The organism is Corallococcus exiguus (genome assembly GCF_009909105.1).
Taxonomy (GTDB): Bacteria; Myxococcota; Myxococcia; order Myxococcales; family Myxococcaceae; genus Corallococcus; species Corallococcus exiguus.
This window is the reverse complement of the sequence record NZ_JAAAPK010000004.1, coordinates 643,019-668,730: the sequence shown is the minus strand read 5'-3', so window position 1 is coordinate 668,730 and position 25,712 is coordinate 643,019. Positions and strand designations below refer to the sequence as shown.

Here is a 25,712-nt window from a genome sequence, read left to right as displayed (position 1 = left end):
AAGGACCGGCCCGCATGCGCCTGAGGACCCGGCTCGCGCTCGCCTTCGCCCTCCTCGCGCTGGTGCCGCTGGCGGTCGTCGTTCCCCTGACGCTGACGCGCCTGCGCGACACGCTGTCGCGCGAGCTCGACGCGCGCATGACGGCCGCCACCGCCTCCGCGCAGGAGTCCCTGGAGCGCTCCGCCGCCAACGCGCGCCGCGCCGTCGAGGAACTGGTGGAGAGCCCCGCCATGGAGGACCTCGTGCGCGACGCGCGCACCGCCCCCCTGCGCGTCATCCAGGCCAACACCGCCGAGGGCCTGATGAAGAGCCGCGGCCTCACCGTGCTCACGCTCTTCGACCGCAACGGCACCGTGCTGTCCTCTGGGCACCTGCCCGCCCGGCGCGGCGACCCGGACCCCGCCCTCTTCGCCGTGACGAAGGAGAAGTCCCCCAGGCCCGTGACCGTGCGCGTGGACGTGCGGGGCGACGCGGGCCTGCGCCAGGTCCCCGCGCTCGTCACCGCGCGCCCCGTGGACTACGGCGACGTGCGCCTGTGGGCCGTGGGCGGCGTGGTGCTGGACGACGGCCTGGCCCAGCACCTGGCCCGCCTCACCCAATCCGACGTGACGCTCCTGTCCGGCGGCACCCAGGTCGCGCACGCGGGCAGCGCGGCCCCGCCCACCGTGGAGCAGCTACTGCCGCTGGGCAACGCGGCCTCCGTGCGCCTCACCTTCAGCCGCGCCGCCGCGCGCGAAGCCGAAGAGGGTGTCATGCGCGCGTTCCTCCTCCTCGCCGGCCTGGGCCTGGGCTTCGCGGCGCTCCTGGGCCTCCTGGTCTCGCGCTGGATGACGCGCCCCGTGGAGGCCCTCACCTCCGGCGCCCGCCGCGTGGCGGAAGGCGCGCTGGACGTCCAGGTGACGGCCCGGGCCACCGGCGAGGTGGGCGAGCTCGTCCGGACGTTCAATCACATGACGTCCGAGCTGAAGAACACCACCGAGCGCCTGATGGCCACCGAGCGCATCGCCGCGTGGCAGGAGGTCGCCCGGCGCCTGGCGCACGAAATCAAGAACCCCCTCACCCCCATCCGAATGTCGCTGGAGACGCTGATGGCCGCGCACGAGGCGCGCCACCCCAGCTTCCCCACCCTCTTCAAGGAGAGCGCGCGCGTGGTGCTGGAGGAGGTGGAGCGGCTGCGGCGCATCGTGGACGAGTTCAGCCGCTTCGCGCGCCTGCCCAAGCCCCAGCTCGCCCCGGTGGACCTGGGCGAGCTGACCCAGAGCGTCCTGTCGCTGTACGCCGCGCCCCCCGAAGGCATCCAGATGGTCCCCACGCTCCAGACGGGCGTGGTGGCCCGCGCGGACCGCGACCAGCTCACCCAGGTGCTCGTCAACCTGGTGAAGAACGCGGAAGAAGCGATGACGGGCAAGGGCGGCGCGCTGCGCGTGCGCGTGAAGGGCACCGACGCGGACGCCATCGTCGAGGTGGAGGACGAAGGCCCCGGCATCCCCTTGGAGCACCGCGCCCGCATCTTCGAGCCCTACTTCACCACCAAGGACGGCGGCACCGGCCTGGGGCTCGCCATCGCCGCGCGCATCCTCCAGGAGCACGGCGGCCGCCTGGAGGTCGGCGGAGAGCCGGGCCAGGGCGCCCGCTTCAGCGTCGTGCTCCCCCGCGCGAGCTGACCCCCACGCAAGAAGGCCCGGCACCTCGTGGAAGAGGTCCCGGGCCTTCGGGCACTACACGGTGGAGCGCGCCCGTCAGTCCTTGACGGGCGTCGCCTTGAGGGCGGCCTTGCCCTCCTTCACGTAGACCTGGAAGCGCACCGTCTTGCACGCGTACTTCGTGACGAGCTGCTCCTTGTTCTTGCGCAGCTTCTGCACGAACTTGTCGTACGTCAGGCCGTCCGCCTGCTCACCGCAGCGCTCGCGCGTGGTGACGAACTCGCGGAAGACGTCCTGGAAGTGCTGCTCCTCCGAGAGCGCCGCGGCCGCCGCGCCGTTGACGCCCGGCATGGGCAGCGGCACCGCGTTGGAGCGCGGAGCCGGCATCGGGATGGCCTCCGACGTGGGCCGGGTGCTGGCCTGGAGCAGCTCGCGCGGAATCGCCGCCACGCGCGTCGTCTCCGGGGACTCTGGATCCGAGGACTGCGCCGCCGCCAGCGCGAACGGATTGGCCGCCTGCTGGAGCGAGTACGCCGCCGTGGGCTGATCCTCGAAGGCGAACGCGGCGTGACGCGGCGCCGCCGGAGCAATGGGCTCGGCCGACGGGACCGGCTGCTCGAAGGGCATCGCGCCGCCATGGGCGTACGCCGGAGGCGGCGCGAACTGCTCCGCGGCCGGCGGCGGATAGGCCGAGGGCGGAGACGGGAACGGGAACGACTCCACCCCGGCGAACGGATCCGCCAGCGGAGCGGCGGCCGGAGGCGGCATCGCGAACGGAGCGGCGGCCGGAGGCGGCATCGCGAACGGATCCGCGGCCGGAGCCGGAGTGCCCGGGAAGGGGAACGCGTCCCCGAACGGATCCGCGGGAGCAGCGGCCGGCGGAGCGACCGAGGCGAACGGATTGGACAGGGGCTCCGAGTGAGCGGCCGACCCGAACGGGTTGGACAGGGGCTCCGCGTGCGCGCTCGACCCGAACGGATCCGCGGGAGCAGCGGCCACGGGTGCCACGGCGGCCGGAGCCGGCGGCGACGTGTTGGCCACGGGCTGCGCGGCGGGCGCGGACTGCTGCGCGGCCATCGCCGCGCCCCAGCCCAGCGTGTCCGAACCGCCCGACACGGTCTCCTCGCCGGAGTCCTTCTTGCTCCCGCCCATCAGCGCCGTCCACACCAGGCTCAGCACGAACAGGCCCGCGAGCGCGAGCAGCGCGGTGTGCTGGTACGCGGCCAGCGGAGCCAGCGTCGCCGCCGTGCCCGCGAGGACCACGACTTCATACGGCGTGCCCGTCAGCGCCTGGCGCGAGCCCACGAACAGCGGCGCCTGGCCGCCCATCGCGTCGCCATTGGTGAAGGCGGGCAGCTGCACCGGGCCCAGCGTCTGGAGCGAACCCGACTCCAGCACCGTGTCCTTCGCACCCACCGTCAGCCGGGGCAGGGAGCCCTCCAGCCGCGCCTTCTCCGCGCCCACGCCACCCACCACCTTGTCGCCGCCCTGCACGAGCCCCACCGCGGCCGCGCCGGACGCCTCCAGCGCGCCCTGCAGCGCGGCATCCGCGGCCAGGGGCACGCCCACCACCAGCGTCACCGCCGGAGCAGGAGTCCCCTCACCGCTCCACGCGAGCGGCACGGACGCGAACACATGCGGCGCCCCGAAGGCGTCCACCACGGACGTGCCCGCCTTGGCGAGCGCCGCGACATCCAACGCCGCGGTGTCCGAGGAAGGCTCGGCGCCCGCGCGCGCGTGGAAGACCGCGTCGCCGGCCACCACCGCCACCACCGCGCCCTGGAGCTCCTGGGGCAGACCGGCTTCCGCGGCGGTGCGCAGCGCGCCGAAGCGCTCCGCGGTGAGCGGCAGCAGTCCGACCGTCTCCTCCGCGTCCTTCGAACCGTAGCGGTCGCGCGGAGACTTCGGCGCGGGCGCGGGAGTCAGCGCGCGCACGGCGGCGGCCATCTGGGGGCTGCCGGCGAGCTTCAGCGCCAGGGATTGCACTTCCGCGCGACGTGCATCCACGCGACGCGCGACCTCGCCGGTACCCGACGCGGCCTGGAGCGACGCACCTTCCACCGCGCGCGCACGCTGAGGCGCCGACAGCGTCGGGAGGTGAGCCAGGCCCAGTCCGAGGACCAGGAGTGCGAACAGCAGGAACTTGAGGCGGACCATCGCCGTCCTTTAGCCCAGGGGTGAGGGGTCCGCTTATAGCGTCCACCGTTCGACCCCAGCAAGGAACTGGCCCGAAGGAACCCGGGGGCCGGATGCCTGGCTGGCATCCGGAATTCCCGGGCCCTTCGTTCTGTCACACCCGATACAACCGGCCGCCTAGTAGTTCGTCGCGTCCGCGTTCAGGTCGTACGGCAGGCCGTTCGTCTTGACCTGGCGGCGGCGCTCCAGCGCGCGCTTGAGGGCCTTCTCCAGGCGGTCACGCGTTGCGTCGATGGCCTGGAACAACGTCTCCGACGTCTCCGTCACGTGCACGGATTCCATTCCAGGCATGCGCACCGTGACCCGGCACTCCTTGTCCACGCCTCCCTTGGGCCCGTTGATGTCCACGAGCGCGATTTCGATCTCCGACGCCTCGTCCTCGGCGAACCGTTCGATATGCGCCACCAGATGCGTGTCCACGTACTGCTTCAGGTTGTCCGTCAGCCCCAGATGCACTCCCCGCAGCTGCACCTTCATGGATTCACCTCCGGGCACAAACATGGGCAGTCCCCCGCCCGCCCGTGAGGGGCTTTCGCAAGCCTTCCCGCCTGCCCTCCCCCGAAGCAGCCGGCCGGACGTCACCGCGCCCGGGACACGATGGACGAATCCCGCGCGGCACCGGGTTGCTCTAGTCGCATGGATGGCGAGCGAATCAAGGTCCTGCTGGTAGAGGACGACGGGGACAGCCGCGAGCTCCTGGCGGAGCTCCTGGAGGACGACTTCGAGGTCACCACCGCGTCGGACGGGGTGGCGGGCCTGAAGGCGTTCGAGGCCACGCACCCCGACGTCGTCGTGACAGATGAATCCCTGCCCGGAATGAACGGCACGGAGCTGGCGCAGCAGGTGAAGGAGCGCGAGCCCAGGGCCCGCGTCGTCCTGGTCTCCGGCTACGCGCAGGTGGAGGGCGCGGAGTACTGCGATGCCGTTTTGCGCAAGCCCATCGACGTGGAGCGCCTGAGCCGCATGGTGGGCGAGCTGGGAGACGCGGCGCGGCACTGACGGAGATTCGCGCGGCGCACAGCCTGCCATCCGCGCGAGCCGTTCCTAACATTCCAGCCATCGCCCAGGAGGGCCCCATGAGGTACTGCGCACGGTGTGGCTCGGAGTATCAAGACAGTGTCGTGGACTGCACGGATTGCCCCAACCACCCACCGCTCGTGTCCGCGGAGGAGATGCACGAGCGGGGGCTGCCCCTGCCCCATGAGCTGGATCAACGCCGCTTCGTGAGGGCGGGCGTCGCCGACGATCCCGTGACGGCCCAGGTCTTCGTGGACGTGCTGGACGAGCACCGCATCCCGCTCATCGTGCGCCCCGGCCGCTCGGGCGTGGTGGACGAGCTGACCACGGGCAACCTGTTGCCCTGGTGGGAGCTCCTGGTACCGGACACCGAACAGGTCCGCGCCGCCCTGCTCCTGGAGGAGGAGCGAATCCAGACGCGCGTCTACGGGGACGAGGCCGGCCGCGCGGCGGAGGAAGAGGAGCTTGAGGACGAGCGGGCGCGCCAGGCGTCGGCCGACAACAGCGCGCCCCCGGCGTACTAGCGGCCCGCTGCCGTCAGGGCGAGCCCACGTCCGCGCTGCCTTGAACGGGCGCGGGCTGGGACGCGAGCGTGGCGGGCGGACGCCGGGCCTCGAAGAGGCTCACGCCCGTCACCCTCCACTTGTCGTAGCGCGCGTTGCGGGCGAGGAACGTCTCCAGGTCCTCGTCCACCACGCGGTTGTAGCCGCCCCTGGACGCGTGGCGCAGGTATGTGCGCTTCTTCTTCTGCACCACGAAGCCCAGGTGGGTGATGCGCGTGGCCTTCAGCGGCAGGTCCTCGCGCATCACGACGAGGATGGTGCCGGAGGCCACGCCACGCGCGTGCTCGAGCACCTTGTCCAACGGAATCATGTCCAGGGTGAAGGTGCCCACGGGCTGGCGTTCGCTGGGCAGCTGCAGCGCCATGGACGACTTCGACTGCCAGGTGCGCGCGGTGAGCGTCTTGGTGACGGAGACGGTGTCCGCCTTCGCGTACCTGCGCGTCACGTCCACCAGCAGGCCCTTCTTGATGTTGTTGGGCAGCCACTGCGCTTCCATCAGGTGGTTGCGATCCTCGTAGGTGGGCGTGCTCGCGTAGCGGATCCGCTCCAGCAGCGCCGGCACCTCCGGCTCGCCGCGCGCCAGGCCCAGGGCCAGCGACTCCTCCACGAAGGTGAGGCAGTCCACCGCGTCCAGGCGGAAGGTGGGGTCCGGGTCCACGCCCTGCCCTTCGCCCAGCGGCGACAGGACATAGGGCGTGTTGAGGAACTTCTCGCTCATGCCCAGCAGGCGCTCCGCCAGCGGGGACTCGGCCTTGTCGGCGATGAGGGCCGCGCGCTGCTCGGGCGTGAGCGCACTCCAGCCGTTCTCCCGCACGGCCGGAGCCGCCGGAGCCGCCGGGGCCACCGGTTGCGCCGGCGCGGTGAGCAACGCGGGCACCGCGCGCGCAGGGGGCACGGCCGGGTTCTTCGCGGGAGCCTGGGACAAGAGCGCGAGCGCGCAGACACCCCACACGCTCACGGCGCCACCCCGGCCTTGCGCAGGATGGCCTTGCGGCGGTCGTCCGCGAGCTGGAGCGTCTCCAGCTCCTTCTCGTAGACGAGCTTCTCCTCCCCCTTGGCGTTCCACGACGCGAGCACCAGCCAGTCCAGCGACGCGGCATCGCCGCCCTGGTGCAGCAGGCGCGCGGCGGTGGCGGCCAGGGTGCGGTCCGCGTCATTCAAGAGCGGCGACAGCACGGGGCTGGCCTTCTTCGCCGGCACGCCCTCGAAGAGCACCAGCCCCTGGCGGCGCACGAACTTGTCCGTGTTGCCCAGGAGCTTCTGCGCGAAGGCGAAGCCCTCCGGGGCGCCCAGCCGGCACAGGCCCCGGGCCGCGGCGAAGCGCGTGCTCTCGGAATCGCTGTCCAGGTACGTCTTGAGCGCGGTCTTCTGCTTCGCGTCACCGCTCGCGCCCGCGGCCTCCAGCAGCGCCGCGCGGACCTCCAGCTCCTGCTCGTCCTTGGCGGCGGCCATCAGCGGCTTGCCCATCTTCGGGTTCTTGGACGCGCCCAGGGCCCGCGCGGCCTCGCGGCGCACGCCGCTGCTCTTGTCCTGGAGGAGCGGCAGCACGGCGGCGGTGTTGCGGCTGCCCAGCCGGGCCAGCCCCTGTGCCGCGTACATGCGCACGGTGCTGTCGCCATCCGACGCCAGCTTCACCAGCGTGGACTCACCCGTGCGCGCGCCCAGCGACGCCAGCAGCGCCACGAGGTTGCGGCGGGTGCGCTCCTCGTAGGTGGTGCGCAGAAGCGGGCCAATCTCCTCGGCCGCGTAGGCCTCCTGGCGCAGGAAGCGCAGGCGCGACGTGGCGGGAGGCACAGGGGCGCCGTTGGCCACCTGGGCAAGCACGGTGTCCGCCTCCGCCCGGCCCTGGGCCTTCTTGGACGCGGCCCCAGGGCCAGCGAGGCCGGTCAGGGGCAACAGCAGCACGACGAGCAGGGCACGGACGGACGGTGGACGCACAGGGGCGGAACGATGGCAAGCACGGCCCCCGCCGTCAAAGTCCACCCCTCCGCCCGGCCCCCTGCTTCACACCAACCGCCCGATTCTTGACCCCCCCGGAGGCGATTGATACGACCGGCGACCAGTCTGTCTCCGCTCTGTCGACCGAGGCCCCCGTGATGACGAAGCAGTCGCTCCTGTTGGCGTTCGCGGGCGTGCTGACCGCATGTGGCCCCGTGAAGTCCACGTCCAACATCCTCGACGCAGAAGTGCAGATCCAGGCCGCGCGCACCGCGGGGGCGGAGAAGGAAGCCCCCTACGAGTGGACGGCCGCCAACCTCTACCTGCAGAAGGCGCGGGAGGAGGTCGGCTATTCGGACTACCAGGCCGGTGTGGACTTCGCCGTGAAGGCCTCGCGCTTCGCCAACGAGGCGCGTGAGAAGGCCATGTCCGCGGCCAACAGCGGCGACTCCCAGGGCCGCCCCCAGAACCCGTGACGCCCGAGCGCTCTCCGATGAAGCGTCTGCCCCAGTCCGCGCTTTTCACCCTGCTCCTCGCCTCCCTCTCCTGCGTCAGCGGCAACAAGATCCGCGCTGACACGGAGGTGCTCACCGCCGACGTGGAGCGCGCCCGCCGTGGCGGTGCCCTGCGCTGCGCGCCCGCGGAGCTGGCCGCCGCGGAGGCCAACCTCGACTTCGCCCGCGGCGAGCTCAGCCAGGGCAACAGCTCGCGCGCCGCCCAGCACGTGCGCGACGCCGACACCGCGGTGAAGCGCGCCCTGGAGCTGTCCAAGAACTGCGGCCCGCGCCAGGTGCTGGTGCGCGACCGTCCGGAGACGCCGCAGGCGCAGCCGGAACAGCCGCAGCAGCCCACCCAGCCCCAGCAGCAGGTGGTGGTGAGCATCGAGGAGACGGACAGCGACGGCGACGGCGTCCTCGACAAGGACGACCCCTGCCCCGAGCAGGCCGAGGACGTGGACGGCTTCCAGGACCAGGACGGCTGCCCCGACCCGGATAACGACGGGGACGGCGTGCTGGACGCGCAGGACAAGTGCCCGCTCATCCCCGGCGTGGCGGAGAACAACGGCTGCCCGCCGGAGGCCCCCAAGGACCGCGACGGCGACGGCATCCTCGACAACGTGGACAAGTGCCCGGACCAGCCCGAGGACAAGGACGGCTTCGAGGACGAGGACGGCTGCCCGGAGATGGACAACGACCTGGACGGCATCGTGGACGGCACGGACAAGTGCCCCAACGAGCCGGGTCCGCTGCAGAACCTGGGCTGCCCCATCGTGGACAAGGACGGGGACGGCATCAACGACGACAAGGACAAGTGCCCGGACGAGCCGGAGGACAAGGACGGCTACCAGGACGACGACGGCTGCCCGGACCTGGACAACGACAGCGACGGCGTGCCGGACGCGCAGGACAAGTGCCCGAACGAGTCCGGCCCGCAGGAGAACGCCGGCTGCCCCGATCCGGACCGCGACGGCGACGGCGTGGTGGACCGCCTGGACGCCTGCCCTGACGACCCGGGCGTGAAGGAGGAGCGCGGGTGCGCCAAGCAGTACAAGATGGTCATCGTCAAGAAGGACCGGATTGAGATCAAGAAGCAGATCCTCTTCGGCACCGGCTCCGCGAAGATCATCGGCAAGCAGAGCACCACCATCCTGGATGAGGTGGCGCAGGCGCTGAAGGACGCGCCGTGGATCCGCAAGATGCGCATCGAGGGCCACACCGACTCGATGGGCAACGACACGGCGAACCTGAAGCTGTCCCAGAAGCGCGCCGACGCCGTGATGGCGCAGTTGCTCAAGCGCGGCATCGACCCGGGCCGCATGGAGGCCGTGGGCTTCGGTGAGACGAAGCCCGTGGCGCCCAACAACACGAAGGCGGGCCGCGCGCTCAACCGCCGCACGGAGTTCAACGTCGTCCGGCAGTGACGTGACGCGCCCCACCCCGCTCCGTCCATGACGGAGCGGGACAAGCGGTTCCCCTACGCGCCTCCCCGGGTCTCACGCCCAGGGAGGCGTGGTCGTTTCCGGGCACGAAGCCGAGCCAGGACGCAGCGGCTCTCCACGGGGTCGCATCGCGAGCGCACCCGGCAGCGAGGGGCAGCCGCCCCAGCGCCGCGCCCGCACAGGCCGGAGGCCTCAGCCGTCCTTCAGCAGCTCGTGCAGCACTTCGGTGGCGTAGGCGCCGCGCGGCAGCTCGAACGTGAGCAGCGCGTCCTCGCCGTCCTCCGTGAGCTCCGCCGCACCCAGCCGCACTCGGTACGGCCGGCGCGTGCCTTCCGTCTCGTCGCCGCCGCGCAGGAAGTCGCTCGGCGTGACGCCCGCGTCCACGAGCAGCCGCGCCTCGAACTCCGCAACCTCACCCTTCGAGGCGGTCATCTTCGGGCCGAACATCGGGCCCGCCGGGCTCACCTCGAACGAGGCGACGCGCGGACCGTCCACGTCCGGCGCCTCGCACACGAAGAGGCCGCCCGTCTCCTCCTTGCGCAGCACGTCGCCCAGGAGCGCCGTGGCGAAGGTGCCCGCGGTGAGCCGCTCGGCCAGCGCCTGGTTGAAGAGGCGCGACTGGAAGGCGGACAGGTACAGCTTGCGTTGGAAGCGGTCCGGCCGCTTCGGCAGCCGCTGCCCCAGGAGGAGCATCCGGCCCAGGTCCGCGTTGTCCCCGGCCCGCCCGAAGCGCTGCTCCCCGAAGTAGTTGGGCACGCCCTGCGCGGACAGCCGGGAGAAGGACTCCCGTGCCGCCCCCAGGTCCTGCACGCCGCGCAGCCGCAGCCGGAAGCGGTTTCCCTTCAGGTGCCCGGTGCGCAGCTTGTTGCCGTGCCGCTTCACCTCCAGCAAGCGCACACCGTCCAGCGCGAACTCCGGCACGCGGGCTTCGGCGTTCGCGGGCACGGACAGCCACTGCCGCGTCACCGCCTGCCGGTCCTTCATCCCGGCGGAGCCGATGTCGTCCTCGCGCACACCCAGCGCGGTCGCCAGCGCGCGCACCACCTCGCGCGTGTCCCGGCCGCGCTTCTCCACCCAGAGGTACAGGTGCGTGCCCTCGCCGGACGGCAGGTACGCGGGCAGCTCCTCCACCTCGAAGTCATCGGGAGTGAGCTTGAACGCGCCGCCGCACCCGGGCACACCCGCGGTCAGCCTCGGAAATCCAGTGTCCGTCACGGTGCCTCGAGCGTGGCCAGAAGTTCCTTCACCCGGCGGGCCAGGTCCTCGTCCGCGCGCGACTCCAACAGCTCCCCCGCCTGGAACAGCAGGAAGAACATCACGTCGCTCAGCGCCTGGCGGAACGAGGCCAGCGGCTCGCTGCCCAGGTGGGCGCGGTGCTTGTCGAAGGCCTCCATCAACCGGCCCTCCGGCAGGCTCCCGTCCGCCGCGAACGCCAGCCCCTCCAGCACGGGCGACGACGACAGCGCCTGGTTGGACAGCGCCGCGTTGGCCGCCGCGATGAACTCGCGGTCCATGCCGGAGCGGGCCACCTCGTCGCGGATCTCCCGGAAGATGAAGTTGAAGACGCGCGCCACCGGTCGGGCATCCACCGGAGCCACCGCGCGCACAGGCGGACGCACGCGCGGCGCAACCGTCTTCTCCGGCGCCACGGCCGAGGCGGGAGCCCCCGCCGGCTTGTCCGTCAGCCCCGCGAAGCCGCCCTCCAGCAGGCGGAAGACGACCTTGGTGACGTCGAACTCGGACAGCCGCGCCGCGTGCCCCAGCTCCAGCACCGTGCGCCGCCCGTCCAGCATCGTCAGCACGCGGTCCTCGTCCTCCTCCAGCTTTCCGTCGGACGGACGCTTGCGCGCCACGTACATGCGGCCGTGGGGGATGCGCTTCCGGAAGTGCGCCATCTCGTCGATCTTCCGGATGCTGTCCATCAGCAGGCTCTGCGTGGACAGCTGGAGGGAGTGGCCCGTCTTCTCGTCCAGCGGCTGGTCGATGAGGAAGAACGACCCCTCGCGGCACAGCACGATGGCGTGGAAGATCTCACTCACCTGGTGCGTGACGCACTTGAAGAGGTCGTGCGCCTGGAGCACGCCCTTCTCCACCAGCGCCCGGCCCAGCTTGGACGCCGACTGCTCGCGCAGCGCCGTCTCCACCTGTGCGCGGTCCGCGTAGCCCAGCCGCACCAGCACCTCGCCCAGCCGGTCCGCGGGCTCCTCGGAGGTGGCGCCGCGCACCTCGCCCTCGCGCAGCGTGAGCGACCGCTCGCCGCCCGGCGTGTGCACGCGGATGATGCCGCTCCAGCGCGACTGGCTGAGGAACGCGATGAGGTCCGACAGGGGGAACCCACCCGCGTCCCCCGAAAGCACCACGCGCGGCGTGGGGATGGAGCCCCCTTCCGGGGGCGTGCGGGAGAACACCAGCAGGTCGGGCGCGGTGGGCATCAGCGCGTACGTCCCCGAGCGTCCCGCGAGCGCGGGGATGCCGGTGCGGTCCTCGGGGACCAGCATCGCGGCGCCATCGATGCGGAAGCGTTGGCTCATCGAAGGGTCAGTCAGCGGCCCACGCGTTGTTGTTCGCGCGCCACTCCACCTCGTCCTCCATGCTGTGCTCGAGCTGACCCTCCTGGAAGCCCAGCTCGTAGGCACGTCCATTGAAGAACACGGTCGGGGTGCTGTTGATGGCCGCCATGCGCCCCTGCGCACGGAAGCCTTCAATCTCGTCCTTGTACTGCTCCGTCTTCAACACGGCGGCCAGCTTGTCCCCGTCCAGGCCCACCGACTTCGCCAGCGCGGGCAGCGCCTCCGGCTTGAGGTTCTCCTGCTGGCCGAAGAGCGCGTCGTGCATCTGCCAGAACTTGCCCTGGTCGCGCGCCCACAGCACCGCCTGCGCGGCGGGGACGGCGTTGGGGTGCATCGAGAGCGGGAACGGCAGGTAGCAGAAGCGCACCTCGCTGGGGTGCTTCTTCGCGAAGCCCTCCAGGATGGGCCGCGCCTTGCCGCAGAAGGGGCACTCGAAGTCGGAGAACTCCGCCACCGTCACGGGCGCGTTGGCGTCGCCCTGGCACATGCGCGGATCCACCTTGAGCTGCACGCGCGGCTCGCGGAAGGACGCGTAGTACTTGGACAGCGTGACGATGACCTCGCTCGCGGGCCCGCCCTCCGCCACCATCCGGGCGGACAGCCGCGCCATCCGCTTCGCGTGCTTGCAGGGCGTGTGCTGCTTGAGGCACGCGCCCAGGGAGTGGGGGCAGCCGCAGTAACAGAACTCGTCGCTGAACACCGTGGCCAGCTCGCGCTTCGCGGCGGGAGGCAGCGCGGAGAAGTCCATGCCGGGGATGCCCGTCAGCGCCTGGGCCGGATCCGCGGACGGAGCCTCCGCGGCGGCGACAGGGGCCGGAGCAGCGGCGGGAGCCGGAGCGGCGGCCGCCGGGGCCTTGGGGGTGGCCGGAACTTCCGCGCTCTTGGCGCAGCTGGCGCCCATCAGGGTCGCCGCGGCCAGCACGGGAGCAACACGCATCCATCGAGGGAGGAGCACGGCCCCGGGGTTTAGCCACGCGCGCCGGGCTTGTAAAGCAAGGCGGCCTTTGGCAGACGGCCCCTCGCCCATGCCCAGAGTCCTGATGCTTCACACGGGAGGCACGCTCGGAATGGCCGGTGGCCGGCCTTCCGCCCTGCGTCCCGCGGCCTTCTTCCAGACGCTCCGCAAGCGAGCCCCGGAGCTGTTCCAGCTGGCGGACATCGAACTGGAGCTGTTCTCCAACCTGGACAGTTCGGAGATGCAGCCGGAGCTCTGGAGCCGGATGGCCGCCCACCTCCACCGTCGACTGCCGGACTTCGACGGGGCGGTGGTGACCCATGGAACAGACACCCTCGCCTTCACGGCCAGTGCGCTGTCCTTCATGTTGCGAAATCCGCCCTGCCCGGTGGTGCTGACGGGCTCGCAGCGGCCCCTGGGGGAGATCCGCTCGGACGCGCGGCTGAACCTCATCGACGCGGTGCTCTCCGCGCTCCAGGGTCCGCGCGAGGTGACCATCTGCTTCGACTCGCACCTGTACCGGGGCAACCGCACGCGCAAGGTGAAGGTGGCGGAGTACGACGCCTTCGAAAGCCCCAACTTCCCGGTGCTGGGCACGCTGGGCGTGGACGCCACCTTCGAGAAGGGCCTCCCGTCCCGGGGCCCCTTCCGGCTCCATGAGAAGCTGGATCCGCGCGTCTTCCTCCTGAAGGTGTACCCGGGGCTGGACCCCGCCCTGCCCCTGCAGCTGCTGCCGCACGTGAAGGGGCTGGTGGTGGAGGCGTACGGGGCGGGCAACGTGCCCATCGCGCCGGAGCTGGGCCGCTCGCTCCTGCCGCTCTTCGTCCAGGCGCGGGAGCGGGGCGTCCCGGTGCTGGTGGTGAGCCAGTCGTACCGCAACGGGGTGGACCTCACGCTCTACGAGTCCGGGGCCAAGGCACTGGCGGAAGGGGCGGTGGGGGGCGCGGACATGACCCCGTCCGCGGCGCTGGTGAAGCTGATGCAGGGGCTGGCGGAGCATCCGCGGGGGGGTGAGGCCCTCTCCCGCTTCCTCCGGACGCCCGTGGCCGGCGAGCTGTCCGTCGGGCGGCCGACAGTTCCTCCACCGGAGAAACCGAGGCGCCGGCCCGCGCGGGTGGGGCGGGTCGGCTGACACCGGGTGCAGGAAAGGAGCGTGGGTGTGCTTGCCGCCGTGAAATGGCGGCCCCTAAGATGGAAGGCGCGATGTCCGAGGAGAAAACTTCAGTCCATTCGATTTCGGACCTGCTGGGCAGCGCCCAGCAGCAGAGCGCCTATCTGATCGTCATCAGCGCCAAGTCCGCCGCCGGCATCGGGCGGATGTTCAAGCTGGATCGCTTGGAGGTGGTGCTGGGCCGCAGCTCGGAGGCCCAGTTCCAGGTCGAGGACGACGGCATCTCCCGCAAGCACGCGAAGGTGGTCGCCATTGGCGACGGCCGCTTCCAGCTCGTGGACCTGGGCAGCACCAACGGCACGTACCTCAACGGCCTGAAGGTGAGCGCGGCGCCGCTGTACGACGGCGACAAGATTCAAATCGGCTCCAACACGGTGCTGAAGTTCAGCATCCAGGACGCGCTGGAGGAGCAGTACCAGCGCAGCATCTACGAGTCCGCCACGCGCGACGGCCTCACCCGCGTCTACAACAAGAAGTACTTCATGGAGACGGTGCGCAAGGAGTTCGCGTACTGCCTGCGCCACCGCGTGCCGCTGTCGCTGGTGCTCTTCGACGTGGACCACTTCAAGCGCATCAACGACGTGTACGGCCACCCGGCCGGAGACTTCGTGCTGACGCGCATCGCGCAGCGGGTGGCGGACACGGTGCGCACCGAGGACCTGCTCGCGCGCTACGGCGGCGAGGAGTTCGCGCTGATGCTGCGCGAGTCCGCGGAGGACGCGGCCCTGGCGTGCGCGGAGCGCTGCCGTGTGGCGGTGGACCGAGCGGACTTCATCTTCAGCGGCACGCCCATCAAGGTGACCATCAGCCTGGGCGTGGCGACGCTGCTGGACTCGGACTTCTCCCAGCCGGAGGACCTCATCTCCGCCGCGGACAAGTACCTCTACCGGGCCAAGCACGCGGGCCGGAACCGGGTGGACGCCAAGGCCGTCAGCGGCCCGTGAGCGTCAGGAGGAAGGCCTGATCCACGGGCCTTCCGCCTCGAGCCGTCAGCGCGCACCGCCTGAGCGGCAGAGGGCCGCTCGCAACGCCAGCGCTCAGCGCCCGAAGCCCAGCCGCCGCAGCCCTTCCGCCGACACGTGCTTCACGTGCGTGTCCGCGTCGTGCGCCGCCGCCTCGCTCAGCGCCGCCACCGCGTGCGGCCCGCCCAGCGCGGTCAGCGTCCTTGCGGCCGCGATGCGCACGTCCGCCACCGGATCCCCTCGCAGACGTTCCGCCAGGACGCGCACGTGCGCGGCGCGGCCCACGAATTCCAGCGCTCGCGCCGCCGCCGCGCGCACCACCGGATGATCCGACTCCAGCAGGCCCGCGGCCTCGTCCCCGCGCGACGGCTGCCGGTAGGCGGACAGCACGTCCAACGCGGCCACCACCACCTCCGGCGCGCCGTCCTCCAGCGCCTTCGCCGCCAGCGCCATCGCGTCGCCGTTCCGGGGCAGCGCCCCCAGCGCGCGCACCGCGCCCGCACGCACCGGAGTCACGTTCGACGAGAGGAAGGGCGCCAGCCGCCGTGTGGGAGGCGGGCCCTCCGTGCAATCCCCCATGAACGCCACCGCCTCCCCCTGGACCTCCGGAGTCCGGGCGTTGCGCCCCTCCGCCACGTCCCGCAGGAAGGCGAAGCACCCCTTCTCATGGGACATCGCGCCCAGCCACGGCCGCGCGGCCTCCGCGGACTCCGAGTCCTTCACGCCCTGGAGCGCCACGTCCCGCAGGGGCTTCCCGGAGGACTCCGCCAGGCCCCGCGCCGCCAGCTCCCGGACCCGGCCGTCGTCATCCCCCAGCGCCCCCTCCAGCTCCCGCTTCGCCAGCGGACCGTAGCGGCGCAGGGTGGCCACCGCCGTGCGCCGGCGCTGCACGTCATTGGAGGTGAGCTCCGGCCGCAGCACGTCCAGTTCGCGCGAGTACACGGCGAAGAGCCGGTTGATGACCGCCTCGTCCGGAGGCTTCGCCTCGGTGAGGAGCAGCCGGCCCACGGACGCATGCTGCCGCTCGGCGACGGAGGAGAGGAGCTCCGCCATCACCGCATCACCGGCGACGGGCCGAGACGCCACCGCGTCCATCACCACGCGCGTCGCCGACCGCCCCTGGAAGGTGGCCAGGTGCAGGAGCGCCGGCAGCCGCACGGACGGCTCCTGCGAGAACATCTCCAGCGCCAGCGACTGCCGGACGGCGTCCCGCTTCGCCCACACCCGGGCGGCGGCGGAGGGGCCCCGTGCGCCCGCCTCCCGCAGGAAGTCCGCCGTGGAGCGGCCGGAATCAGCGGCGGCCCGGACGGCGGTGAGACAGGCCCCCAGGTCCGCGTCCGGCGGGGTGTCCATGATCCAATCCGCCAGGGCCCGCCGCTCCGTGAGTCCCCGGCTCCGGGCCTCCGCCCGCACCGCGGCCCAGCGCACCCGCCAGCTGGAATCCGTGAGCGCCGAGGCCAGCGCCTGCTGCGCCTCCACCCCGCCCTTCCCCAGGGACGCCACCCAGCTGTCCACCCGTCCCCCGGTGACGCAGGCGCCACAGGTCCGCGCGCGCAGGGACGGATCCGCGACGTGACGGCGGCAGGAGGCCCAGCACTCGGAAGCGACCGTGCCAGCCCGGGAGGGGCTGGCCGCCAGCAGGAGGACCAGGAGGAGGAGGCGGGGCACGCGGCGGACACTCTAGCGCACACGGCCCATCCTTTCCGTGCGGGTCTCCTTGCCTTTTCCGGCCCGCTGCGCCATACCCCCCGACTTTCTGAAGATTTACAGATTGCATCCAGCTAGGCGGAAGGAGGTGACTGCATGCCCGGTATTCGAGTGAAGGAAGGTGAGTCCATCGAAAGCGCTCTCAAGCGCTTCAAGAAGGCCACCGAGAAGGCCGGAATCCTTTCCGAGATCCGCAAGCGCGAGCACTACGAGAAGCCTTCCGTGAAGCGGAAGAAGAAGGCTCTCGCCGCCAAGAAGCGCGCTGTGAAGAAGGCCCGCAAGTCGTACTAGCAGGCCCGCAGTGAGGAGCCGGGGCTCCTTGAAGCAGTCAGGTGCCCTGGCTCCCGCCGTCCCATCCGCTGGCGCGGCGACCCTTTTCCCCGCCCGTGAGGAACCCCGACATGACCACCCTGAAAGAGCGCCTGACCGCGGACCTGAAGGACGCGATGCGGGCCAAGGACGAGCTGACCCTGAGCGTGGTGCGCATGCTCAAGAGCGCCGTGAAGTACAAGGAGGTCGAGCCGGGCGCCAGCGAGCTGGACGACGCGGGCGTCCTGCAGGTCATCGCCGGCCTCATCAAGCAGCGCCGCGACTCCATCGAACAGTTCAAGGCCGGTGGCCGCCCGGAGCTGGCGGACAAGGAAGAGCAGGAGATTTCCGTCCTGCAGCGCTACCTGCCCAAGCAGCTCACCCCGGAAGAGCTCACCGCCGCCGTCCAGGCCTCCATCGCCGAGGTCGGCGCCAAGGGCCCCAAGGACATGGGCGCGGTCATGAAGAACGTGAACCCCAAGCTCCAGGGCAAGGCCGAGGGCAAGGCCATCTCCGAAGAAGTGAAGGCCCAGCTGGCCAAGCTGTCCTGAAGCACCTGTGATTCCAGGGGAAGGGGCGCCGGGAACGTCTCCCAGGTGCCCTCCCCACCCCGGGCTCGAAGCGGATTTTTTGATCCCTCGCCCGCTGGCCATTAAGCGCTGATCCTCAAAGGCACCTCCGCCCGTCCCCCACCCCGGGAGGCGAGCGGGCAGCCTTCAGGAGTGAGCGCCGTGTCCCAACCCTCGTCCGTTTCCGCGCCCTTGCCGCGTCGGCCTGCCCTACCCGCCTGGGTGGAAGTCCCGGCGGGGCACGGCCCCGGGTGCGTCAGAGGGGGCCGTCAGGATGGCGGGCGGAAGGCCGCGCTCATGCGGATGGATGGAGGGGCGTCGTGATTCCGGAGCACAAGATCCAGGAGGTCCTCGACCGCGTGGACATCGTGTCCCTGGTGTCCCGTCACGTGGAGCTCAAGAAGGCCGGCCGTGAATTCAAGGGCCGCTGCCCCTTCCACCAGGAGAAGACGCCGTCCTTCTACGTGGTGCCGGAGAAGCGCTTCTATTTCTGCCACGGCTGCCGGGCGAGCGGCGACGCGGTGTCCTTCATCCAGCGCTACCTGGGCAAGACGTTCCAGGACGCCGTGCGCGACCTGGCCCAGGAAGTGGGCATCGACCTGGAGGCCGCGCAGGACCCCGGCCTCAAGGAGCGGCAGCAGGTCAAGGAGGCCACGGACTTCGCCGCGGAGCACTTCCGCGGCCAGCTCTGGCACGAGGACGAAGGCCGCGCCGCGCGCGCCTACCTGGCCAGCCGTGGCGTGTCGGAGGAAGTGGCCCAGGGCTTCGGCCTGGGGTGGGCGCCCGCGCAGTGGAGCCTCCTGGCGGACCGCTTCCAGAAGAACGGCATGCTGGAGTGGGGCCTGAAGGCGGGGCTCATCAGCAAGCGAAACAGCGGGGATGGCTGCATCGACTTCTTCCGCAGCCGACTGATGGTGCCCATCCGCGCGCCGGAGGGGCGGCCCATCGCCTTCGGCGGCCGGCTGGTCGCGGCGGAGGACGGACCCAAGTACCTCAACTCGCGCGAGTCCCGGCTCTACAACAAGAGCGAGACGCTCTTCGGCATGGACCAGGCGCGCGACGACATCCACAAGCGCAAGACGGCCGTGCTCGTGGAGGGGTACTTCGACTGCATCGGCCTGCACCAGGTGGGCGTGCGCCACGCGGTGGCCCTGTGCTCCACCAACCTCACCGCCGGGCACCTCCAGGTGCTCAAGCGCGCGGAGGCCCGCGACCTGGTGCTGCTCCTGGACGGGGACTCCGCGGGCCTCGCCGCCGTGGAGCGACTGGCCGGTCCCCTGCTCGCCGCTGGCGCTCCCACCCGGGTGGCGCTCCTGCCGCAGGGGGATGACCCGGACGTCTTCGCCCGCCGCGAGGGCACCGACGGCGTGGAGCGCCTCCTGGAGGGAGCCCAGCCCCTCACCGCCTACCTCTTCGCCACCCTGCTCCCCCTGGGTAAGCAGGCGAGCTTCGAGGAGAAGATGTCCGCCCTGGAGCGGCTCAAGCCCGTCACCTCCCAGGTGCCTCCGGGCCTGACGCGCTCTGCGCTCATCAGCGCGCTGGCGGGGCACTTCGGCTGGATGCCGGCGCAGATTGAGTCGTCCATCCAGTACAAGCCGCCCCCCACCCCCAAGCCTCCCGCCCCCGCCTCGTACCCCAACGCCGTCCCCGTCCAGGCCGTGCCCCGCCCGGTGCCCAAGCCCCAGGCGGAGCGCCCTCCGCCGGAGTCAGAAGCGCTCTATGTGGCCGCAATCCTTCGGGATTCCCGGCTGCTGGCCCGGGACACCTTCCGCGTGTGTGATGAGTTGTCCCACATGGGACTGCGGATGGTGTTGGCCCAGACGACGTCCGGGCAGGGGCTGGAGGAGGCGCTCTTCGAGGCCTCGGAGGTCGTCAAGCGGACGCTCCTGGAGGCCGGCCGCCGGCTCTCTCCGGCGGGAATGGAACTCGAGACGGAGTTCATCCTCGCGTGCCGCGACATCATGAAGAAGCGCATTGACGAGCGGCTCGTTTATATAAAGCGAGCGACGGAACAGACGCAGGGGGCTTTTGATTTGACAGAGGAGACGCGTTTGCTCCTTTCCGAGCGCAAGGAGCTGCTGGCGCTCCGCAAGCGCGTCCTGGATGAGCTGACCCCCGCTTCCTCGGCAACGGGAACAAAGGGACCAATGCAACCGGTTTGAGTTCGCGTTTGTAAGAAAGCTCGACTTTGCGGTAGATCGGCCGGCTCGCCCAGGCCAAAGCACCTGATTTTCTTAAGGAGAAGTACCCGAATGCCGACGCAGAAGCCCCCCAAGGCATCCGTGAAGCCCACCAAGAAGAAGGTGGACCCGGTGATCCGCAAGAAGAAGGCCCCGGACAGCCCTGCGGCGAAGGTCACGAAGGCAGCGGAGCCCGAGGAGAAGGAGCTGCTGGCGAAGGACGCCCCCGCCGAGGCGCCCGAGAAGATCAAGAAGAAGAAGGGCGTCGCCGCCATGGCCGACGACGTGGACCCCGAGGAGGCCGCGGAGGAAGCCGCCGCCGCCGTCCAGGTGGACCCGGACGCCGTGGAAGACGACGTGGAGGAGGATCCCGTCGCCGAGCGCAAGGAGGTCAAGGACCTGCTGGCCGCGGGCCGCGAGAAGGGCTTCCTCACCTATGACGAGGTGAACGACGCCCTCCCCGCCGACATCGTGTCGTCCGATCAGATCGACGACGTGATGAGCATGTTCGGCGACAACGACATTGAGATCGTGGACGCGCAGAAGGCCGCGCAGTCCAACGAGATCAAGCCCACCGTCGCGGTCGAAGAAGAGAAGGAAGACCAGGACGAGGACGAGAAGGACGAGGACGACGAGCCGGGTGGCAAGTCCAACGATCCCGTCCGTCTCTACCTGCGCAAGATGGGCAGCGTCAGCCTCCTCACCCGCGAGGGAGAGGTGGAGATCGCCAAGCGCATCGAAGAGGGCGAGAAGGAAGTCCTGCGTGCGCTGCTCGCCTGCCGCGTCGCGGTGGCGGACATCCTGGACATCAGCAACCGCCTGAAGACGGGCAAGCTGCGCGTGCGCGACGTCATCAAGGACGCGCCCGAAGAGGCCCAGACGGAGAACGCGGAAGAGCCCGCCGAGGAAGCAGCCGAGGGCGAGGCCCCCGCGCAGCTGGCGCAGAGCGAGCTCAACAAGATCGAGCAGATCTCCAAGCAGATTGAGCGCTTCCGCAAGTTCGCCAAGGACTGCGAGGTCCTGGAGGAGGAGCTCTCCGGGAAGAAGAAGCTCACGGAGGTTCGCAAGAAGGAGCTGAAGCAGGAGGTGAAGGACCTTCGGACCAAGATGATGGAGGTCCTGGAGGAGATGCGGCTGAACAAGAAGCAGGTGGACCGCATCGTCGTGAACCTCAAGGGCCTCATCGAGCGCGTGGAGAAGGCGGAGGAGGAGCTCGGGGACCTGGAGCGCCGCTACGGCGTGGTGATGAAGGACCTGCGCCCGCAGCTCAAGGAGTCGCGCGAGAACCCGAACATCGCCAAGAAGCTCCAGAAGCAGCTCAACTTCACGCCTGAGCAGCTGGAGGTCCTGGACCGCGACGTGCGCACGGCGGTGCGGAAGATCAAGCGCGTGGAGGAGGAAGCCAACCTCCCCGTGGACGCGCTCCGCCGCAACTACGACGCCATCCGCCTGGGCGAGAAGCGCGCCGAGCGCGCCAAGAGCGAGCTGGTGGAGGCGAACCTGCGCCTCGTGGTCTCCATCGCGAAGAAGTACACGAACCGCGGCCTGCAGTTCCTGGACCTCATCCAGGAGGGCAACATCGGCCTGATGAAGGCGGTGGACAAGTTCGAGTACAAGCGCGGCTACAAGTTCTCGACGTATGCCACCTGGTGGATCCGTCAGGCCATCACCCGCGCCATCGCGGACCAGGCCCGCACCATCCGCATCCCGGTGCACATGATCGAGACCATCAACAAGCTCATCCGCACGAGCCGCTACCTCGTGCAGGAGATTGGCCGCGAGCCGACGCCGGAAGAGATCGCGGAGAAGATGGAGCTGCCGCTCGACAAGGTGCGCAAGGTCCTGAAGATCGCCAAGGAGCCCATCTCCCTGGAGACGCCCATTGGCGAGGAAGAGGACAGCCACCTGGGCGACTTCATCGAGGACAAGAGCCTGGTGTCGCCCGCGGACGCGGTCATCAACATGAACCTGGCCGAGCAGACCCGGAAGGTGCTGGCCACGCTCACGCCGCGCGAGGAGAAGGTCCTGCGCATGCGCTTCGGCATTGGCGAGAAGAGCGACCACACGCTGGAAGAGGTGGGCCAGGACTTCGAGGTGACGCGCGAGCGCATCCGCCAGATTGAAGCCAAGGCGCTGCGCAAGCTGCGTCACCCCAGCCGCTCCAAGCGCCTGCGCTCCTTCGTGGAGAGCTGAGCCGCTGAAGTAGACTGACCGCTGGACCCGGAGGCCTCCGTTCCTTGAGTGGACGGGGGCCTTCGTCGTTTGGTCCCGTGTGAGGTGCGCCATGGCCGCGAAGAAGCCCGCCGGAGAGCCCCTGCCCTTCTCCGACAGCGTGATGAAGCAGGTGCGCTCCATTCCCCGGGGCGAGGTGCGCTCGTACGCGCAGGTGGCCATCTACGCGGGCAGGCCGGGCGCGGCGCGAGGCGTGGGGCGGGAGTTGAAGCACCTGCCGGGGCAGGCCACGCAGGTGCCCTGGTGGCGGGTCGTCCGCTCTGACGGGACGCTGGCGCCCCCGGTGGCCCACGAGCAGGCGAAGCGGCTGCGAGCGGAGGGCGTCACCGTGGACGAACGGGGACAGGTGTTCCGCGTGGTGGTGAAGAAGGACGGCAAGGCCTTATAGTCAGCGCGTCTGGCGTCAGTGACATGAGGGCCCTTAGCTCAGCGGTTAGAGCTGTCGGCTCATAACCGATTGGTCCCTGGTTCGAATCCAGGAGGGCCCACTCCCCTCACCTCCGCCGTGTTCCGCACCACCAGCGCACCCTGCGGAAAACAAGCCAGCGACTCCCAATGCCTTACTTCGCGCTTCCGGCGGAGCCCCCCCTCTTGGGGGCCTTGTCGGAAGGAAGGAACCCCCGCTCTTGTGCCATGGCCCGGATGCCAGGCGGCAGGGCTTCCCCCAAGAGGACGTTCGCGTGCACCGCACCGTCCGCGAATCCATACAGGTGTCCCACTTCCTCCAGGGTGCGAGTCCGGACGAAGTCCTCCCAGACCGCAGGGTCATCCTTCGAGCCTCCGTTGCCCGCGCCAGCGCTTCCATGGCCCGCGACGGCGCCAGCACTCCCATGGATCGCGGCGGCGCCAGTGCTTCCCGCCGACGCGCCGGAGGTACTCGTCGCCACGGCCCCCCGCCACGGACCGCCGTTGAAGCCAGGAGCGCTGGCGGCTGCCCCTGCGCTTCCGCCAGCGCGCGGCGTCCCGGACGCGGGTTCGAAGAAGAACCCTTCGAGCCCGTACCGCGAGACCCTCTCCAGGATGGGGTCTGCGAGCCTTTGGGAGGCTGCTCCCGGAACCTTCAGGGCGCCGTTCCAGAACGGGTTGTGACTCGACTGGGCGATGCCCAGCTGGTGGAACCACTCCATCGCGTGGAACATCGCCGCGCGCTTGGGGTCGTCATACGCGCGCTGCTTCACGTTGCTGTTGTAGACAAGCTCGGGGCCGAGCATGGCGTCGAAGTTCGCCCGGGGAAGGGCCTCCTTGGAGCGCGCCTCCCTGGCATCCATGCCGTGAGCGGAGGGCTCGATGACGACCGAGCACATCCGGACCTCCTTGCGCGTCCCTGGCGCTGTCACGCCGGCGAAGCTCACCTCCGAGATGGCGCACCGCCCACAGGTCTCCTTTCCCCAGTGGCCCGACTCGTCGCTCGGGACCAGCTGCTTCGAGCCCTCGAATGGCACCGACAGCTCCATGTCCGCCATCCGGTAGAAGAGCTGAGCCGCCGCCATGATGGCCGCCGGCTCGGCGCACTGAATCGAGTTCCATTGCTGGATGGAGGCAATGGATGACTCCAGCGCATCCCGGACCCACCCCCCCTTCATGAACTGCATGGAGCTCAGCATCGCCTGCTTCGCGGGAAGCTTTAACCCGAGCGCTCTGCGGGCCTCGTAGAACCCGCGCAGCGCGAAGAAGCGCCCCACCAGCCGCAGCCCCGCCGCCCCCATCGCCTTGCGGCCCTGCTCGTCCGCCGTCAACTCCGGCACGCCCAGCTTCCGCAGGTAGTCGTCCGCGCGGAACCCATGACTGCCTCCGCCGGAGATGCCGAAGAAGGGCACGTGGATCGTGTGCCGGCCATCCTTCGTCGGCTCCTCGGCGAACATGATGCAGAAGCACCCAAGGTCTCTCTGCACCAGCCGGCCTTCGGAAGCAGCGAGGAAGCGGTATTTGCGCACCAACGCGTTCGCGTGTTGGACCAGCGCGGCGAAGCGGGCCTGCTTGCTCAGCTGTCCTTCCAGCACACAGTAATCCCGAGAGGGGAAGACGCCCCCCATGGGAAGCGGCAAGGGAAGCAGCAGGAAGCCCGCGAGCTCCAGCTTCGCCCTCATCGCCGCGAGAGGAAGGTCTGGCAAGGGAGGGTAAGCCACCCGCGTCTCGGCCTCCGCGCTTCGCTCCTCGAATCGCGTGCGCAGAGCCGCCAGTTCGCGGCGCGCAGCCTCCTTCTGCTTCTCCACGCCCAGCGCCTTGGCCTCTACCTTTTCACGGTTGGGCTGACCCCACTCCTGGAGGATGTCTCGCTTTCGCCGCTCCAGGGCTCCCATTCGCGTCTGGTGTTGACGCTGGGCTTGGGTCCACTCCCGCGCCAGTGCATCACGCTCCTTCCTGGCTTGCTCCCGCCCCGCATCCACGAAGCGCGCCATGTCGACGGGCTTCCCGACCTTGGCCATCAGCCACTGCTCCGCGAACCGCCGGCCAGGGGCGCTGGGAGCGGAGTCCGCGTGTGCGATTCGCACCTCGAGCGCGGCGCGACGCTTCTCGAACTCGCGGCGCGCCTCCTCCTTCTGCCTCTCCACGCCCAGCGCCTTGGCCTCCACCTTTTCACGGTTGGCCTGACTCCACTCCTGGAGGATGTCTCGCTTTCGCCGCTCCAGGGCTCCCATCCGAGCCTGATGCTGGCGAGCCAGTTCCCGCAACTCCGCCTGCGGCGTCTCGCGGGGCTCGGCCCACCGGGCACACTCGCGGGCCAGGCCGGTCCAGAAACCATCCACGTCCTCGATGCGCTTCAGCTTGTACTCGAGCATCTCGATGGCATTGACCAACTCCACGTCCACCATGCTTCGCCAGACGGCGGGGGCGTCGCTGCGTCGCTCGGCGAGAGCGATGTCATCCCGAGCGCCTCCGGGGCCCCGGATCGCCCAGAGCCGCGGCCGGGAGCCGCCCTCATACAGTTGCCGCTCCCGATCTCTTTCGAGCTTCACCAGTTGGAGAAGGTAGGCGACGTCCGCCTCGACGCCATGGTCCAGATACAGCGCCGCCTGAAGATCGCCGCGCTTCCGGACCCGCCGTGCATGCGCGAGGACATCGGTCAGCCGCTGCTGTCCCTTCAACATCGCGGCGGCGACCCTTTCGAGGGCCAGGGACAACTCCAGGATGAACTTGTCGATCTTCGAGTATTGCGCCTTCTTCGGACGCTGCCCTTCGCGGAAGAGCACCTTCCAATCCTGGATCAACCCGCGCAGGCGCTCAGTTTGCGCTGCGATCCGTTCCTTCTCGTAGAGCAACTTCCGTGGCCCCTGGCTCTCGCTCAGTTCGTGTACCCACGCCAGTGCGTGAATCCACTGAGGGTTCACGTCCCACGTGGACGCGTCCCACGGCCGCATCCCCCACTGCTCCATTTCGGTCATGCATCCCCCTCGAATCTCCGAACCGCGTCAGGAGCGCTGAACCCCCGTCTCCGACCGCGATGGCAATGCAGGGAGAAGCGGAAGCCCTCCACCTGCTCACCCGGGAACGCACAGGTCCGCCCGCCAACAATCAGCGACAGCCCGAATCGCTCCTCGTGGAGTACTGCCGCCAGCACTTTGCGCTTTTCATGCCACACGCTGACGCCCGGGAGACGAGCCGCGCGGCCTCGCTTGCGGGCCAACCGAACGCAGCCGCGTCTTGCCAGGACGCAATACACGACGCCGACCTTCACTCCTGGGAGCGGGGGCATCCTTGTGCTCGAAGGAGGAGTCCGTCGAGCATGGACAACCCGGTGTCAGGTTTGTGCGCGCAAGGGG

General features: G+C 70.2%; 21 protein-coding genes and 1 tRNA gene. 13 read left to right on the top strand and 9 right to left on the bottom strand.

The window, feature by feature from the left end; genetic code table 11:
• Positions 1-14 precede the first annotated feature (14 nt).
• The gene (locus tag GTZ93_RS18885) at positions 15-1,664 is read left to right on the top strand and encodes an ATP-binding protein (protein ID WP_121751898.1); all 1,650 of its coding nucleotides are present in this window, start codon (positions 15-17) and stop codon (positions 1,662-1,664) included.
• 75 nt (positions 1,665-1,739) lie between these two features.
• Here the strand turns inward: GTZ93_RS18885 and GTZ93_RS18880 are convergent, their stop codons facing one another.
• Together GTZ93_RS18880 and hpf are read right to left on the bottom strand one after the other, a co-directional pair.
• Entirely contained in the window at positions 1,740-3,800 is a 2,061-nt protein-coding gene (locus tag GTZ93_RS18880; protein ID WP_139921297.1) for an MXAN_5187 family protein, read from the bottom strand.
• A gap of 156 nt (positions 3,801-3,956) precedes the next feature.
• Entirely contained in the window at positions 3,957-4,316 is a 360-nt protein-coding gene (hpf, locus tag GTZ93_RS18875; protein ID WP_139921295.1) for a ribosome hibernation-promoting factor, HPF/YfiA family, read from the bottom strand.
• Positions 4,317-4,475: 159 nt separating this feature from the next.
• Here hpf and GTZ93_RS18870 point away from each other — a divergent pair, with 159 nt between their 5' ends.
• Positions 4,476-4,838 (top strand): response regulator, encoded by a 363-nt coding sequence (locus tag GTZ93_RS18870; RefSeq protein ID WP_121782252.1) that lies wholly within the window; start codon positions 4,476-4,478, stop codon positions 4,836-4,838.
• Positions 4,839-4,915: 77 nt separating this feature from the next.
• Positions 4,916-5,380, top strand: coding sequence for a hypothetical protein (locus GTZ93_RS18865; protein ID WP_139921293.1), 465 nt, complete (start codon positions 4,916-4,918; stop codon positions 5,378-5,380).
• A gap of 13 nt (positions 5,381-5,393) precedes the next feature.
• Here GTZ93_RS18865 and GTZ93_RS18860 read toward each other — a convergent pair whose 3' ends face one another.
• Both GTZ93_RS18860 and GTZ93_RS18855 read right to left on the bottom strand, forming a co-directional pair.
• A complete protein-coding gene (locus GTZ93_RS18860; protein ID WP_139921292.1) occupies positions 5,394-6,377 on the bottom strand; it encodes an N-acetylmuramoyl-L-alanine amidase-like domain-containing protein in 984 nt (327 codons plus the stop codon).
• Positions 6,374-7,357: a HEAT repeat domain-containing protein gene (locus GTZ93_RS18855; protein WP_257979404.1), complete on the bottom strand. Its 984-nt coding sequence runs from the start codon at positions 7,355-7,357 to the stop codon at positions 6,374-6,376. The genes GTZ93_RS18860 and GTZ93_RS18855 overlap by 4 nt, the downstream gene beginning before the upstream one ends.
• Before the next feature lie 158 nt (positions 7,358-7,515).
• Between GTZ93_RS18855 and GTZ93_RS18850 the strand changes: the two genes are divergently transcribed.
• Both GTZ93_RS18850 and GTZ93_RS18845 read left to right on the top strand, forming a co-directional pair.
• Complete coding sequence (locus GTZ93_RS18850) at positions 7,516-7,833, top strand: DUF4398 domain-containing protein (RefSeq protein ID WP_043321207.1); 318 nt, start codon at positions 7,516-7,518, stop codon at positions 7,831-7,833.
• Positions 7,834-7,850: 17 nt separating this feature from the next.
• A complete protein-coding gene (locus tag GTZ93_RS18845) occupies positions 7,851-9,278 on the top strand; it encodes an OmpA family protein (protein WP_139921928.1) in 1,428 nt (475 codons plus the stop codon).
• A 210-nt stretch (positions 9,279-9,488) separates the two neighbouring features.
• On the opposite strand, the gene truD is transcribed toward GTZ93_RS18845, so the two are convergent.
• Genes truD through GTZ93_RS18830 form a run of 3 tightly spaced genes read right to left on the bottom strand, consistent with a single transcriptional unit; the run spans position 9,489 to position 12,803 of the window.
• Entirely contained in the window at positions 9,489-10,511 is a 1,023-nt protein-coding gene (gene truD / locus GTZ93_RS18840; RefSeq protein ID WP_139921930.1) for a tRNA pseudouridine(13) synthase TruD, read from the bottom strand.
• Positions 10,508-11,827: a DUF4388 domain-containing protein gene (locus GTZ93_RS18835; protein ID WP_120580759.1), complete on the bottom strand. Its 1,320-nt coding sequence runs from the start codon at positions 11,825-11,827 to the stop codon at positions 10,508-10,510. Before GTZ93_RS18835 ends, truD begins: the two co-directional genes overlap by 4 nt.
• A gap of 7 nt (positions 11,828-11,834) precedes the next feature.
• The gene (locus tag GTZ93_RS18830) at positions 11,835-12,803 is read right to left on the bottom strand and encodes a DsbA family protein (protein ID WP_167548176.1); all 969 of its coding nucleotides are present in this window, start codon (positions 12,801-12,803) and stop codon (positions 11,835-11,837) included.
• 130 nt (positions 12,804-12,933) lie between these two features.
• Between GTZ93_RS18830 and GTZ93_RS18825 the strand changes: the two genes are divergently transcribed.
• Positions 12,934-13,953 carry an asparaginase gene (locus GTZ93_RS18825; protein WP_233597444.1) on the top strand — a complete coding sequence of 340 codons (1,020 nt, stop codon included), beginning with the start codon at positions 12,934-12,936 and terminating at the stop codon, positions 13,951-13,953.
• Positions 13,954-14,024: 71 nt separating this feature from the next.
• Positions 14,025-14,936, top strand: coding sequence for a GGDEF domain-containing protein (locus tag GTZ93_RS18820; RefSeq protein ID WP_120580762.1), 912 nt, complete (start codon positions 14,025-14,027; stop codon positions 14,934-14,936).
• A 93-nt stretch (positions 14,937-15,029) separates the two neighbouring features.
• On the opposite strand, the gene GTZ93_RS18815 is transcribed toward GTZ93_RS18820, so the two are convergent.
• Positions 15,030-16,622, bottom strand: coding sequence for a HEAT repeat domain-containing protein (locus GTZ93_RS18815; RefSeq protein WP_180946153.1), 1,593 nt, complete (start codon positions 16,620-16,622; stop codon positions 15,030-15,032).
• 135 nt (positions 16,623-16,757) lie between these two features.
• On the opposite strand from GTZ93_RS18815, the gene rpsU reads away from it, so the two are divergent.
• The 6 genes from rpsU (at position 16,758) to GTZ93_RS18785 (ending at position 22,439) form a co-directional block, all read left to right on the top strand.
• Positions 16,758-16,952, top strand: coding sequence for a 30S ribosomal protein S21 (gene rpsU / locus GTZ93_RS18810; RefSeq protein ID WP_014395136.1), 195 nt, complete (start codon positions 16,758-16,760; stop codon positions 16,950-16,952).
• Between the two features lie 110 nt (positions 16,953-17,062).
• Entirely contained in the window at positions 17,063-17,521 is a 459-nt protein-coding gene (locus GTZ93_RS18805; protein ID WP_120580763.1) for a GatB/YqeY domain-containing protein, read from the top strand.
• A gap of 338 nt (positions 17,522-17,859) precedes the next feature.
• A complete protein-coding gene (gene dnaG / locus GTZ93_RS18800; RefSeq protein WP_161662908.1) occupies positions 17,860-19,701 on the top strand; it encodes a DNA primase in 1,842 nt (613 codons plus the stop codon).
• Between the two features lie 90 nt (positions 19,702-19,791).
• Positions 19,792-21,912 (top strand): RNA polymerase sigma factor RpoD, encoded by a 2,121-nt coding sequence (gene rpoD / locus GTZ93_RS18795; protein ID WP_120581520.1) that lies wholly within the window; start codon positions 19,792-19,794, stop codon positions 21,910-21,912.
• Between the two features lie 91 nt (positions 21,913-22,003).
• On the top strand, positions 22,004-22,339 hold the full coding sequence (locus GTZ93_RS18790) for an MGMT family protein (RefSeq protein ID WP_120598013.1): 336 nt from the start codon (positions 22,004-22,006) through the stop codon (positions 22,337-22,339).
• A 27-nt stretch (positions 22,340-22,366) separates the two neighbouring features.
• Positions 22,367-22,439 (top strand) — tRNA-Ile (locus GTZ93_RS18785).
• A gap of 72 nt (positions 22,440-22,511) precedes the next feature.
• Here GTZ93_RS18785 and GTZ93_RS18780 read toward each other — a convergent pair.
• A complete protein-coding gene (locus GTZ93_RS18780; protein WP_161662907.1) occupies positions 22,512-25,334 on the bottom strand; it encodes a coiled-coil domain-containing protein in 2,823 nt (940 codons plus the stop codon).
• Between the last annotated feature and the right edge of the window lie 378 nt (positions 25,335-25,712).

Excerpts from the sequence above, each read along its gene's own strand:
- GTZ93_RS18820 (WP_120580762.1), top strand. The coding sequence starts at position 14,025 with ATGTCCGAGGAGAAAACTTCAGTCCATTCGATTTCGGACCTGCTGGGC.
- GTZ93_RS18845 (WP_139921928.1), top strand. The coding sequence starts at position 7,851 with ATGAAGCGTCTGCCCCAGTCCGCGCTTTTCACCCTGCTCCTCGCCTCC.
- hpf (WP_139921295.1), bottom strand. The coding sequence starts at position 4,316 with ATGAAGGTGCAGCTGCGGGGAGTGCATCTGGGGCTGACGGACAACCTG.
- GTZ93_RS18870 (WP_121782252.1), top strand. The coding sequence starts at position 4,476 with ATGGATGGCGAGCGAATCAAGGTCCTGCTGGTAGAGGACGACGGGGAC.
- GTZ93_RS18885 (WP_121751898.1), top strand. The coding sequence starts at position 15 with ATGCGCCTGAGGACCCGGCTCGCGCTCGCCTTCGCCCTCCTCGCGCTG.
- GTZ93_RS18850 (WP_043321207.1), top strand. The coding sequence starts at position 7,516 with ATGACGAAGCAGTCGCTCCTGTTGGCGTTCGCGGGCGTGCTGACCGCA.
- rpsU (WP_014395136.1), top strand. The coding sequence starts at position 16,758 with ATGCCCGGTATTCGAGTGAAGGAAGGTGAGTCCATCGAAAGCGCTCTC.
- GTZ93_RS18780 (WP_161662907.1), bottom strand. The coding sequence starts at position 25,334 with ATGACCGAAATGGAGCAGTGGGGGATGCGGCCGTGGGACGCGTCCACG.
- GTZ93_RS18805 (WP_120580763.1), top strand. The coding sequence starts at position 17,063 with ATGACCACCCTGAAAGAGCGCCTGACCGCGGACCTGAAGGACGCGATG.
- GTZ93_RS18880 (WP_139921297.1), bottom strand. The coding sequence starts at position 3,800 with ATGGTCCGCCTCAAGTTCCTGCTGTTCGCACTCCTGGTCCTCGGACTG.
- rpoD (WP_120581520.1), top strand. The coding sequence starts at position 19,792 with ATGCCGACGCAGAAGCCCCCCAAGGCATCCGTGAAGCCCACCAAGAAG.
- GTZ93_RS18825 (WP_233597444.1), top strand. The coding sequence starts at position 12,934 with ATGGCCGGTGGCCGGCCTTCCGCCCTGCGTCCCGCGGCCTTCTTCCAG.
- GTZ93_RS18790 (WP_120598013.1), top strand. The coding sequence starts at position 22,004 with ATGGCCGCGAAGAAGCCCGCCGGAGAGCCCCTGCCCTTCTCCGACAGC.
- GTZ93_RS18830 (WP_167548176.1), bottom strand. The coding sequence starts at position 12,803 with ATGCGTGTTGCTCCCGTGCTGGCCGCGGCGACCCTGATGGGCGCCAGC.
- GTZ93_RS18835 (WP_120580759.1), bottom strand. The coding sequence starts at position 11,827 with ATGAGCCAACGCTTCCGCATCGATGGCGCCGCGATGCTGGTCCCCGAG.
- GTZ93_RS18865 (WP_139921293.1), top strand. The coding sequence starts at position 4,916 with ATGAGGTACTGCGCACGGTGTGGCTCGGAGTATCAAGACAGTGTCGTG.